We start from the raw sequence: 12,993 nt of genomic DNA on the forward strand, positions 1-12,993 counted from the left end.
ACTGCGGGCACCGAACCGCGACTGGAGGGATCCCCCGTGTCCGCAGCTGCCGACGAAGCCCTGCTGTCCCTGGCCACCCCGGCCGGGCTCGCCGATCCGTACCCCGTCTACGCGAAGCTGCGCGAAGAGACACCGGTCTTCCGCAGCGAGGTCTTCGGCGGCTGGGTGATCAGCCGGTTCGCCGACTGCCAGCCGCTGCTCGCCGACGGCACGAACTTCCTGGTGCTGGACGCGCAGTGGCGCGACGAGCACTCGCCGGGCTGGCGCGACAACCCGGCGATGGTGCTGCTGGCCGAGCTGCTGCCGTGGAAGAACCCGCCGGAGCACACCCGCGAACGCCGCCTGCTCATGCGCGACTTCACGGTCCGGCGCGTCCAGGCGCTGGAACCCGCGGTCCGCCGGGCCGTCGACCAGGTGCTCGACCGGTTCGCCGACGCGACGGCGGACGGGAGCGCCGCCGAGTTCGTCGGCACCGTGCTGTACCCGCTCGGCATGGCGGTGATCGGCGACCTGGTCGGGGTGCCCGAAGCCGACCACGACGAGCTCCGCCGGGTCACCGACCTGATCGGCAAGCAGGTGAACCCGGCGATGTCGGCCGACCTGCGCGCCGAGGTCGACGCGGCCGCCGTCGAGTACCGTGCCTACTTCGGCGGCCTCATCGAGCAGCGGCGCGCGGAGCCGCGTGACGACCTGACGTCCGCGTTGCTCGCCGGGCCGGACGCCGACGCCGAGGACGTGCTCAAGTCGCTGGTCGTGCTGTTCGGCGGCGGCTACGAGACCACGGCCGGTGCGCTGGGCAACGGGATCCACGCCCTGCTGACCCACCCCGAGCAGTTCGCCCGGCTCACCGGGGATCCCGGGCTGGCCGCCGGGGCGGCCGAGGAGATGCTGCGCTGGGACGGCGCCGCGCAGATGAGCCAGCGCGCGGCCGTCCGGCCGTCGGTGGTTGGTGGTGTCGAGCTGCCGGCGGGAGAGGCGATCGTGGTGCTCATCGGAGCGGCCAACCGGGACCCGGCGCGGTTCGCCGATCCGGACCGCTTCGACATCACCCGCGACGGCGGCCGGGGCCTGTTCTTCGGCCACGGCCTGCACCTCTGCCTGGGTGCGGCGCTGGCCCGGCTGGAGATGACCGTCCTCTTGGAACAGATCGGCAAGCGGTTCCCGTCGCTGGCGATCGGCGGCGAGGTGCGGCGCCGCCCGAACCCGGCGCTGCGCGGGATGACCGCGCTGCCCCTGACGCGGTGACGCCGGCCGGCAACCCGGGTCACCCGGCGCCACCGGATGATCCCGCACCCGGGGCGTGCCGGGCAGCGCGAGCACCGGAAAACCGGGAAGTCCCGGGTAACGGCGGGAAACCGTTGTGGCCGAGCGCGGGCGGTGGGTAGCGTGCGGACCTCGGGAAACCGCGAGGGAGACGTGCGACGATGTACGCCGAGGAGCGCCATCAGGCCATCCTGGACATGGCCCGCACGAACGGCCGGGTGGACGTCGCGGCCCTGGCGACGCGGTTCGCGATCACCACCGAAACCGTCCGGCGCGACCTGACCGCCCTCGAACGGCGCGGGGTGCTGCGCCGCGTCCACGGCGGGGCCATTCCGGTCGACGCCGGTGCCACGGACTTCGTGCTGCCCCACCGGGATCCCGCGATGGCCGTCGAGAAGCGCCGGATCGCCCGCGCGGCCCTCGACCTCGTACCCGGTGAAGGCGCGATCCTGCTGGACGCCGGCAGCACGGTCGGCGAGCTGGCCGACATCCTCCCGGTGGACCGCGAGCTGACGGTCGTGACCAACGCCGTGACGATCGCGCTGGCCCTGTCCGGGCGCGGCAAGGTGACCGTGATGCTCGTCGGCGGCCGGGTCAGGGGCCGCACCCTCGCCGCGGTCGACAACTGGGCGCTGCGGGCGCTGGGCGACACCTACGTCGACGTCGCGTTCATGGCGACCGACGGCATTTCCGTGGCGCGGGGCCTGACGACCCCGGACTCGTCGGAGGCGATGGTCAAGCGCGCGGCGATCGCGGCCGCGCGGCGCACGGTCGTGCTGGCCGACCACAGTAAGGTGGGAAACGACCATTTCGCCCGGTTCGGGGACGTCGAGGACGTCGACACCCTGATCACCGACGACCGCGTCGACCTCGTGGCCGCCGACGAGATCCGTCGGGCCGGCACCCGGGTGCTCGCGGTCTGACGTCGCGGTTCCCGCTCCCCGGGACTCCGCCGGGCCAGGCCGCCGCCGCCCTGGCAGGGTGGGCGCGGACCGGGCCGCGCTGGGGCCGGTCCGGGAGCGAGGACGGGAGACACGGTGGCTCTGCGGAGTGGCCTGCGGGCGGTGCCCGCGACGGAACTGGCCGGCCGGGACTGGGAGCTGCAACTGCTCGTCGACCGGGCCCGCGCCGCGGCGCTCGGCGAGGGGCAGGCGGTGCTGTTGCGCGGCCCGGCCGGGATCGGGAAGACCAAGCTCCTGGCCGCCGCGCTCGACGAACTCGACGGCGTTGCCCCGACCGTGCTCACGGTCGGCTGCCCGGAAAGCGGTTCCGCAGCCTACGAAGCCGTCCGCGCGCTGTTCGAACCCCTGCGGCTCGACGGCGACGATCCGGACGGGCTGCTCACCGGCAGCGCCCGGCTGGCGCTGCCCGCGCTGGTGCCCGAGCACGACGCCTCCGCCGGCGCCGACACCTACTCCGTCATGTACGGCCTGCACTGGCTCACCGCGGGCCTGGCCGCCCAGGGCCTCGTCGTGCTGGCCGTCGACGACGTCCACTGGTGCGACGAGACGTCCTTGCGCTGGCTGGGTTTCCTGTTGCGCCGCGCGGAGAACCTGCCGTTGCTGGTACTGATGACCCAGCGCACCGGGCCCGACGAACCCAGCCCCGAGGTGCTGGGCGAGATCGGCGCGACGCTGAGCTGCCTGACCGTCGACCTCGCGCCGCTGCCCGCCGAAGCCGTCGCGGACGTCCTGCGCGAGCGCTTCGGCGTGGCCCCGGACCCGGGGTTCGTGGCCAAGTGCGCCGAGGTCACCGGCGGCAACCCGTTCCTGCTCGACCGCGTGGTGGCGCGGCTGCGCGGCCGGGTCGTGCCGGACGCCACGCACCTGGGGACGCTCGAGGAGCTCGGGCGCGAAGTCGTCGCGCGCTCGCTGCTGGACCGGCTGCCGGCCGACGCGTTCGCGGTGGCGCGCGCGATCGCCGTGCTGGGCGGGGAAAAGCTCGAGACGATCGCCGCGCTCGCGGGCACCCAGCCCGGCCCGGCGGGTGGCGCCGTGCGGGCGCTGCGGGAGAACGAGCTGCTGCAGCCCGACCGGCTCGACTACGCCCACGACCTGATCCGTTCGGCGGTGCTGGCGGCCGTGCCGCCCGCCGAGCTGACGGCGTTGCGGGAACGCGCGGCGACCTTGCTGAACGACAGCGGCCGTCCTGCCGAGGACGTCGCGATCCTGCTGCTGCAGCTGGAATCGGTGCCGCAGCCGTGGATGGTCAACGTGCTGCGCGACGCGGCGGTCGCCGCGGAGAGCCGGGGCGCGCCCGCCGCGGCCGCGCGGTACCTGGCCCGGGCGCTGCAGGCCGACGAGGACAGCGTCCAGGTGCTGGTGCAGCTGGCCCGGGTGCAGGGGCAGGTCGACCCGAAGTCGTCGCTGCGGCACCTCGAGCACGCCCTCGACCTGGTCGCCGACCCGCGCCGCCGGGTGCCGATCGTGGTGCTCTACGCCCTGATTTCGCTGACGTCGCAGAACTCCCTGCGCGCTTTCGCGCTCGCCGGTGAGGTGCTCGACGCGCTGGAGGCGGAGCTGGGGCCGGACCCGTCACCGGCGGACAGGTCGCTGCGCACGCTCGCCGAGTCGGTGCTGCTGATCTCCGGCATGGACGAGAAGTCCACGGTCGGCCAGGTCGGCGCGCGCTTCCGCGACGTCGTCCCGCCGGACGGCGACACCGCCGAGGAACGGCAGCTGCTGGGCATGCTCGCGTCGCTGGGCAGCCTGCAGGGCCGTCCCGCCGCCGAGGTGGCCGCCCAGGCCGGGCAGGTGCTGCGGATCGGGGACGTCGCGCCCGGCGGCTGGGCGGTGCTCGGAGCCGTGCTCGCGCTGTACCTCGCCGACCACGTCGGGCCGGCGCTGGGCGCGATCAACGAGCTGCTGGAGCACGCCCAGCGCCGCGGCGAGGCCTGGACGTACACCCTCGGGGCCAGCACCCGCGCGCTCATCCACCAGTTCACCGGCAACCTGCCCGAGGCACTGGCGGACGCGCAGTTCTCCTTCGACGTCGTGACGCAGGAACGCTGGGCGCCCGGGGTGACCATGCCGCAGGCCGCGCTCGGCGCGATGCTCGTGCGCCAGGGCGACCCGGTCCGCGCGGAGGAGGTGCTGGACACGGTCGTCCGGCCGCGGCTGGAGAACTTCACCCTGGAGTACCACTGGTTCCTGATGGCCAGGGCCCGCGCGCGGGCGGCGCTCGACGACCCGGAGGGCGCGCTGGTGTACCTGCGCCGGTGCGGGGACAGCCTCGCCGACGCTGGGATCGAGAACCCGGTGATGGCGCCGTGGTGGTACGACACGACCGAGCTGCTCGCCGGTCTCGGCCGGGTGAGCGAGGGCGTGGCCACGCTCGAGGCCGTCGAAGAGGCGGTAGCCCGGTGGGGTACCGCGCGGGCGGCCGGCATGGCCCGGACCGCGCGGGCTCTGGTGACCGACGGCGACGCGAGCGTCGAGCTGCTCGAAGAGGCCGTGGAGCTGCTGGCGGGCTCACCGGCGAAGCTGGAGCACGCCAAGGCCGAGTACCTGCTCGGCCGGCGGCTGCTGCGGCGGGGTGACGCCGAGGGCGCGCGGGAACGGCTGCGCCGCTCGATCGACCTTTCCGTGCTCAGCCGGGACAAGCAGCTGCTCGGCCTGGCGCTGCCCGCGCTCGCCGAGGCGGGCGGGCGGATGCGCAGCGGCACGGCGTCGCCGGCCGACGCGCTGAGCGGCAGCGAACGTCGCGTGGCCGAACGAGCGGTGGAGGGCGTGACCAACCGCGAGATCGCGGAGTCGCTGTTCCTGACCCAGCGCACGGTCGAGCTGCACCTCACGAGCGTCTACCGGAAGCTGGGCATCAAGGGCCGCGGGGAGCTGGCACAGGCACTGCGCTCGTGGTGACCGGTCACGGACGGGTGATGGCTACCGAAGGTGACGCTTGCCCGCCTTTGCTCCCCGGACTGGTCGTGCGGGCAGAGATTCACCGGCGCGCTGCGCTCCCGTCGGCGGGCTTCGGGTCCGAGTTGTAACCTTCGGTGCAGAATCGCTCGTCTGAGCGTCACCGATCGAGACGGTGGGAGGTCGCCGATGCCCGACCTCCAGACACGCTGCGTCATCGGGTCGGCGGTCGACGGCTCGGACGTCCGGGTGATCGGGCGCGACCGTGAACTGCGGGTCATCACCGAACTGGTCGGCGACGTCGCCGCCGGACGTTCGGCCCGGCTGGCGCTGTCGGGGGTTTCCGGCGTCGGCCGCAGCACCCTCGTCCACCGCGTGGTGGGCGCGGCGCACGCGCGTGGCGTGGCCGCCGCCGTCGCGTCCTGCTCGCCGGTCGAGGCGGAGATCCCGTACGGCGCGGTGTCCCAGCTGATCGCCGGGCTCTACCCGCCGGCCCGGTTCGCGGAGCTGGCGACGGCGTGTTTCGGCGTCGACTGCGCGACCCCGGTCGCCCTGCTCTGCGACGCGTTCACCGAGCTGGCCCGGGAGCGCCCGGTGGTCCTCGCGGCCGACGACCTGCAGTGGGCGGACTCCTGGTCGCTCGCCTGGTTCGACGCGATGGCCCGGTGCGCCCACGAGGCCCCGGTGCTGCTCGTCTCGGCCGCCCACGACCGGCTTTCCCGGTACCTGGACCTGCCTTCCCCGGTGCACGAGCTGGCCCTGAGCCCGCTCGGCGCCACGGAAACCACCGAGCTGCTCGAAGCCGCGCTGGGCGGGCCGGCCGGCGAGGCGTTCGCCGCCGCGGTGCTCGGAGTCACCCGCGGCCGCCCGGCCGTGCTGCGCGAGCTGGCCGACCGGTTCACCGAGCGCGGCCTGCCGCCCGGTCCCGAGCAGATCCCGGAACTGGTGACGCTCGCCAGGGCGGTCACCACCGAACGGGCCGCGCGGGTGGTCCGCGGCCTGCCCGCCGGCTCGCTCGAGCTGCTGCGTGTGCTCGCCGCCTGCGGGACGGAGCTGAGCTTCGAGGTCGCCGGTTCGCTGGCGCGCCTTCGACCGGAAAGCCTGCCGGACGCGCTGGCCCACCTGGTCGCGAGCGGCCTGGTGACGGCGTCCGACTCACCGCGGCTGGCCGACCCGCACCTCGGCGGCGACGTCCTGGCCGCGATGGACCCGGACGCGCGCGCCGAGCTGTTCCTGCGAGCGGCGGAGCTGGGCCGTCGCGCGGGAGCCGGCGCGCCGGCCGTCGCCGACCTGCTGTGCGCGGCGCCCCCGGTAGGCCACTCGTGGGCGGCGGCGGTCTTGACCGAGGCGTCGGCGCAGCGGTTCCGGCAGGGCCGTCCCGGCCCGGCGGCGGAGGCGCTGCGACGGGCCTTGGCCGAGCCGATGGAACCGGGCGACCGCGGCGCGGTGCTGACCCGCCTGGCGGCGATCGAGGTGTCCACGGCCCCGGAGGCGAGCGACGGGCGGCTGCGGCAGATCCTCACGTCGCCGGAGCTGCGGTCGCTGCCTTCGGTGGTGACCGCGGCGGATCTGCTGCTGGCCCGGGGTGACGCGGAGACGACGCGGCAGGCCGCTTCAGAGCTTTGCACGACGGTGGCGGTGGGTTCGCTGCCCACGGCGGCTGACCCCCTGCTTGCCCGGGGTGATGCCGAGACGACCCGCCGAATCGCTTCGCCGCTGCCGCGCGCTGCGGTGGCCGCCTTGAGCGCCCTCGGCTGGCTGGCGCAGGAGGAGGCATCGGCCGAACCCGAACTTCCGGTGACCCCTCTGCCCGAACCCGCGCCAGGACCGGCGCAAGCAGGGGTCGCCGCCTGGCGGCTGGCCACTCGCGCCGAGCACCGGGAGCGCGTCCGGGAGCTGGCGCGGACCGCGCTGGCCGCTCGCGATGACGCGCCGATGATGCCGCGGGTCGCCGCGTGCCGGGCGTTGATCTGCTGTCATGACCTCGACGAGGCGACCTCCGGGTTGACCGAGCTGGTCACCGACGCCCGCCGCCGGGAGGCGCGTCCGGTGGCCGCGCAGGCGTTGCTCTACCGGGCGGTCGCGGCGGTCCACGGGGGCCGGCCGGAGGACGCCGTGCTCGATCTTGCCGCGGCCGGGCGGGAGCTGCCGCCGGGTAGCTGGCACCCGTCGCTCGTCTCGCGCCGGATCGCGGGGGAGCTGACCGCGCTGGTCCGGCTCGGCCGGCTCGACGAGGCCCGGAACCTGGCCGCCGCGCCGGTGCCCCACGGGGCGGAAAACGGGGTGGGTTGGGCGTTCCTGCTTTACGCGCGCGCCGAGCTCTGGCGCGCCACCGGTGAGCCGGAAAGCGCTCTCTCCGCGTTGCGGGAGTGCGGCCGGATGCTGCGGTCCCGGCACTGGGTCAACCCGATGCTCGTGCCGTGGCGGACGATGGCCGGGATCGCGCTGTGGCAGCTGGGCGAGCCGGACGCCGCCGAGACGCTCTTCGGCGAAGAACTGGCGATCGCCGGCCGCTGGGGGACCGGGGACGTGCTCGAAGCCGTCCGCGAACAGGCGCTGGCCGACGCCGGGCTCGGCGTCCCGGCCCAGGTGAGCCGCCCGGCCGAGCCGGTGCGGAGCCCGGGCACGCCCAGCGCCGACGGGCTGTCCCCGGGCGAACGGGACGTCGCCGCCTTGGCCGCGGACGGGCTGGCCAACCGCGAGATCGCGGAGCGGCTGTCGATCGCCCTGCGCACGGTCGAACTGCGGCTGACGAAGGTCTACCGCAAGCTCGGCGTCAAGGGCCGGTCCGGGCTCGCTCACCGCTGGGCGAGCCCGGCCACCCGGCGGGAGGGGTGATCGCGTGCTCCTGGAACGCGAAGCCGAACTCGCCGCGCTGGAGACGGCCGTGTCCGAAGTGGACTCGGGAACCGGCGCGCTGCTGCTGATCGACGGGGCCGCCGGCGCGGGCGGCACGGCCTTGCTGCGGCACCTCGCGATCGTCGGCGGCCGGCACGGGGCCCGCGTGCTGCGGGCCGGCGGCGCCCAGCTCGAACGCGGGTTCCCGCTGGGGGTCGTCCGGCAGCTGACCCTGCCGCTGCTCGCCGCGCCCGACGACGGCGACATCCCGGCCGTCGCCCGCAAGATGCTCGGCGCGCTGCTGGGCGGGTCCGCGCAGGACCCGCCGCCCGCGACACCGGCGACCGCGACCGTGCTCCACGGCCTGCACACGCTGCTGGTGGGACTCGGCGAAGCCCGGACCGTGGTCCTGCTCGTCGACGACCTGCACTGGGCCGACGAGCTTTCGCTGCGCGCGCTGGCCTTCCTCGCGGCCCGGCTGCGCGGGATGCGCGTGCTGCTCGGTGTGGTGCTGCAGGACGGCGCGGGCACCCGCGACCCGCTCGTCCAGGAGATCGTGCGCGCCGCCCGGTACCGCGTGCGCGCCGAGCCGCTTTCCGTTGCGGCGGCGGGGAAACTCGTCGGCGCCCAGTTCGGTTCCGGGTACGATCCGGAGTTCGCCGAGGCGTGCCACGAGATCACCGGCGGCAGCCCGAAGGAACTGCGCACCCTGCTCGGCCGGGCGTTCTCCCACCGCCTCGGCGGCCGGGCGGCGGAGTGCGAGCGGGTGCACGCGCTCGGCGGGTCGTTCCGGCAGGAACGGCTGCGGTTCCTGTTCCGGCGCGACCCCGCGGTCGAGGCGTTCGGCCGGGCCGTCGTGGTGCTCGGCGCCCACGCCCGGCTGAACCTGGCCGGGCGGCTGAGCGGGATCGACCCCGGTGGGTGCGCCGCGGCGCACGCGGCCCTCGAAGGCACCTGGGTGACGGTGACCCCGGAGCGCACGGTCGTGCCCGAACCCGGGCTCGTGCGCGTCGTCGAGGAGTCGATGACCGCGGCCGAGGCGGCCGCCGCGCACCGGGCCGCGGCCGAGCTGCTGACCGAGTGCGGCTTCCCGCCCGAGGACGTCGCCGGGCAGCTGCTGCAGGTCGACACCCTGCGCGACGGCCGGGAGATCGAGCAGCTGCGCTCGGCCGCCGTCGCCGCGCGCCTCCGTGGCGCTCCGGACGCGGCGGCCCGGTACCTCCGGCGGGCCCTGCTGGACCTGCCGCCGGGCACTGCCGGGCGCGCCCGGCTGCTCGTCGAGCTGGCGGCGGCGGAGCTGGACCTCGACCCGGGCTCGGCCGTCCGGCACCTGGCCCAGGCCGCCCCGCTGCTGCCGACGGTGCGCGACCGCGCCGCGGCGGTGTCGTGGATCCCGCTCGCCGTCGCGGCGAGCGGGCCCCTGGTCTCGGAGCTCGTCCGCGACGTCGCCGAGCACCTCGGCCCGGCCGGCTCGCTCGACGGCTACGACCGCGAACTGGCCCTGCGGCTCGAAGCCCGGACCCGGTACGGGGGCCTGGACGATCCCGGCCGGCTCGCGGACGCCCACCGCCGTCTCGCCGAGCTGCGCAGCGGGCCGTTCGGTCCCGGCGCGGCCGAGCGGGAGCTGCGGTCGGTGCTGCTGCTGGCCGGCATGCTGACCGGCCGGGCGGACGCCGCCGATATCGTCCGGCACGCCACCGAGATCCTCGACCACGAACCCGCGCACTCGGGGCGGGCGTGGTCGGTGCTGCGGATCGTGCCGCTGCTGCTGGCCGTGGCCGAACGGGACGACGTCGCCCGGCCGTGGCTGGCCGCCGCCCGCGAGCACGCCGGCCGCGCCGGGTCCCCGGCGGCCCTGGCGCAGGTCGACGCGCAGCAGGCGCTGGGCCTGCTTTCCCGCGGTGACCTGAAGGCCGCCCGGGAGTACGCCGTGCGGGCGTTCGAAGCGGCCGACCCGGGCCGGCAGGACACGCTCGTGCTGCCCGCGACGGCCCTCGGTTCGGTGGCTTTCTCGGCGCGGGACAAGGTCTTGGCGGTGCGCGTCCTGGAGGCCACCGCCGGGGCGGGCGACCTTTCGCTGTTCGCTGTCCGCCGGTCCCTGCGCGGCATGCTGGCCGCCGGGCGCGGGGACGTCGAGGCCGCCCTCGCCCAGTTCCTCGACTGCGGCCGGCGGCTCGACCGGGCCGGCTGGCAGAACCCGGTGCTGTACCCGTGGCGGCCCGCGGCGGCGGTCCTGTCGGCCCGGCTGGGCCGCCACGACGAGGCCGTGCGGCTGGCCGGGGAGTACCACCAGCGGGCCGTGGCGTGGGGCTCTCCCGCGCTGCTGGGCCGCGCGCTGCGCATTCAGGCTTTCGTGACCGAAGGCGAGCCCGGAATCCGCCGGCTGCGAGAATCCGTCGCACTGCTCGACCGTGCGCAAAACGGTTTCGAACTGGCCAAGTCTTGTCTCGAACTGGGGGAACGGCTCCGGGAAACGGAACCCGGGGAAGCGGACCGGCTCCTCGCCCGGGGGCACCGGCTGGCCGAACAATGCGGCGCGGCCTGGCTCGCCGACCACGGGGACGGGCTGTTCCTGCCCGCCGAACGGACTCGCGTGCCGGCCCGGCGCCCCGAACTGACCCGCGGCGAAGCCACCGTGGCCGAGCTCGCGGCCCAGGGCCGCACCAACTCCCAGATCGCCGTCGAACTGCGGATCAGCCGCCGGGCGGTCGAGAAGCACCTCACGAGTTCTTACCGTAAGTTGCGGATCGAAGGCCGTCCCGACCTCGCGGGCGCGCTGGGTGCCGGGTCCGGCACGCGCTGAGACCGGCCGCCGCCGCGAGCCGCCTCGATGCGAAGCTCAGCCGACGGGCTCCCTAAATGTTTCTCAAGTCCGCAGGTTACCTCGCTCGCATTATCTCGCAGCGCCCTCTTATGAACTTGTTTCAGGTTTGCGGGGGCGGTTGGTGCGGACCTTTCCCGCGGTTTTCCGGTCGAGATTGAAGGGCTCGTGGTCCGATGTGGGTATGTGTGGGTTCGCGTGGGAGCTCACCCAGAGTGGTCCTGTCGGACCGGTCCGGACGCCGTGGTTGGCCGTGACCGGTTGCGGGGGCGTTTCCCCAGTTCAGCGGGTACCGAACCACAACGGACCGCACCGTACCGTACCGGTTCGTGCGGGCACCGCAGGCTTAAGGCGCACGCCGCCGCACTGTTGACTTGGTTGTTTTTCGCTCCATAGACTACAGGTAACAAAGCCTCGCCGTTTCCCGGCGGGGCACCGGGGAAAAGCACATCGGCGCGTCAGATCCCGGGCGGAATTCCGCTTCGCGTGACCTGAGAGGAATGGTCGAAAGCCATGAATGCGAGCACCGTCATCGACGAGAAAGCGTCGCCCGGCCGCGTTTCGAGCGAATACCGCGACATCTACTGGTCGCTGTTCGAACAGTCCGGGATGTGCATGGCGAACCTCGATCTGGGACTGCGGGTGGTCGAGGCCAACCAGTACTTCACGCGCCAGTTCGGCTGCAGTTCCCAGCACGTGCGCGGCAAGAGCTTCTGCGAGTTCCTCCACCCGAGCGTCCAGGGCCGCGTGCAGCACCAGCTGACCCGCCTCGCCGAAGGCCGGCACCCGCGCTTCGCCGAGCAGATGGTCGCGGTCGGCGCGAAGGAGGCCGCCTTCGCCGGTGAGCTGACCGGCATCGGCGTCCGCGGCCGCGCCGGCCGCGTCGACACCCTGCTCGTGCTGGTGCACCCGGACCGCGCCGAGACCGCGCCGAAGCTGGCCGCCGGCCACCAGAAGCTGCTCTCGCCGGTGGACGCGCGCATCCTCGAGGGCGTCGCGGCGGGGGAGTCGACCGTCCAGCTGGCCGCGAAGCTCTTCCTGTCCCGCGGCGGGGTCGAGTACCACGTCACGACGCTGCTCCGGAAGCTCAAGGTGACCAACCGGCCGGCCCTGGTGTCCAAGGGCTATTCGATGGGCATTCTCGGCATCGGCCAGTGGCCGCCGCGGGTGCGTCCCGAGTACATCCGCTGAGCCACGCCGGCCCGGGTCAGATCGCGCGGGCGATGGCGATGTTGCCCGCCAGCCGTTCGCCCGCCTCGTAGATCATGTACTCGTGCCCCTGGTAGGTGCCGAAGCTCGGCGCCGCGCTCCGGCCGTTGTCCGGGGCGCCGCTGAGCGAATCGTGGAACACGCCGAGGTGGTTGCGCTTCGAGAAGTCGTTGCCCACCTCGGTGATCATCAGGTTGCCGCCGTGCGCGATGTCGGTGTTGTAGACGACGTACGTGCTGTTGTTGCGCGACAGCAGGTGCGGGCCGCCGATGTCGTTGGCGCCGACGTCGGTGTGCTTGACGAGCGGGGTCTGCGAGAACGTCCAGTCGAGCGCGTCCGGTGACCAGCCCCAGCCGATGTCACGGTGGTTCGTGGTGTTGTTGATCATGAAGACCATGACGTACCGCGCGTTCTTCGACGGCAGGTCCTGGCGGAACACCCGCGCGTAGGACGTCTCGGTCGTGCCGGCGGGCTGCAGCCGGGTGGACAGGACCTCCTTCTCGTAGCCGAAGTGGATGCCGTCGGCCGAGCTGGCGAGCCGGGTCACCGTGTTCTCGCCGTGGAAGTACAGGTAGATCCGCTTGACGTCGTCGTTCCACAGCGCGTGCGGAGACGAGACGTGGCTGACCGAGTATTCGCCGGGCCACGAGTTCTTGATGATCGGGTTGCCCGCGTACTCGGTGAACTCCTCGTCCAGGGTGTTCGCGTAGGCCAGGCAGATCCCGCCCGGCGCGTCGTGCGGGGCGTAGTAGAGGTAGTACGCCCCGAGCGCGTTCGGGATCCGGCCCGCCGTGCCCCGGATGCAGGGGAAGATCAGCTCGCCCGTCGGGTTGTACTCGAGCTTGCTCTTCACCAGCGCGAGCCGCTGGTAGCGGTAGTCGGGGAAACCGGCCGGTGCCGCGCTCGCCGTCATCGGCAGGAAGGCGCCCGCGCCGAGCGCGGCGGTCCCGGCCAGCAGGCCGCGTCGGGTGAGGGACATGAGCCGCTCCTTCGTCTTCGAAGTCT

The 12,993-nt window shown here is 74.1% G+C and carries 7 protein-coding genes; 6 read left to right on the plus strand and 1 reads right to left on the minus strand.

Annotated elements, in window-relative coordinates; all coding sequences use genetic code 11:
• The first annotated feature begins 36 nt into the window (after window positions 1-36).
• The 6 genes from ACGFMK_RS34215 (at window position 37) to ACGFMK_RS34240 (ending at window position 11,970) form a co-directional block, all read left to right on the plus strand.
• Complete coding sequence (locus ACGFMK_RS34215) at window positions 37-1,245, plus strand: cytochrome P450 (RefSeq protein WP_392772154.1); 1,209 nt, start codon at window positions 37-39, stop codon at window positions 1,243-1,245.
• A 179-nt stretch (window positions 1,246-1,424) separates the two neighbouring features.
• Window positions 1,425-2,186 (plus strand): DeoR/GlpR family DNA-binding transcription regulator, encoded by a 762-nt coding sequence (locus ACGFMK_RS34220; protein WP_392772156.1) that lies wholly within the window; start codon window positions 1,425-1,427, stop codon window positions 2,184-2,186.
• 114 nt (window positions 2,187-2,300) lie between these two features.
• On the plus strand, window positions 2,301-5,123 hold the full coding sequence (locus tag ACGFMK_RS34225) for an ATP-binding protein (protein ID WP_392772159.1): 2,823 nt from the start codon (window positions 2,301-2,303) through the stop codon (window positions 5,121-5,123).
• Between the two features lie 186 nt (window positions 5,124-5,309).
• Complete coding sequence (locus ACGFMK_RS34230) at window positions 5,310-7,958, plus strand: AAA family ATPase (RefSeq protein ID WP_392772162.1); 2,649 nt, start codon at window positions 5,310-5,312, stop codon at window positions 7,956-7,958.
• 4 nt (window positions 7,959-7,962) lie between these two features.
• A complete protein-coding gene (locus ACGFMK_RS34235) occupies window positions 7,963-10,761 on the plus strand; it encodes an AAA family ATPase (protein WP_392772164.1) in 2,799 nt (932 codons plus the stop codon).
• 531 nt (window positions 10,762-11,292) lie between these two features.
• Window positions 11,293-11,970 carry a PAS domain-containing protein gene (locus ACGFMK_RS34240; RefSeq protein ID WP_392772167.1) on the plus strand — a complete coding sequence of 226 codons (678 nt, stop codon included), beginning with the start codon at window positions 11,293-11,295 and terminating at the stop codon, window positions 11,968-11,970.
• Between the two features lie 16 nt (window positions 11,971-11,986).
• On the opposite strand, the gene ACGFMK_RS34245 is transcribed toward ACGFMK_RS34240, so the two are convergent.
• Window positions 11,987-12,967: a hypothetical protein gene (locus ACGFMK_RS34245; protein WP_392772170.1), complete on the minus strand. Its 981-nt coding sequence runs from the start codon at window positions 12,965-12,967 to the stop codon at window positions 11,987-11,989.
• Window positions 12,968-12,993: the final 26 nt, after the last annotated feature.

It is taken from the genome of Amycolatopsis sp. NPDC049252 (assembly GCF_043197175.1).
Lineage (GTDB): Bacteria > Actinomycetota > Actinomycetes > Mycobacteriales > Pseudonocardiaceae > Amycolatopsis.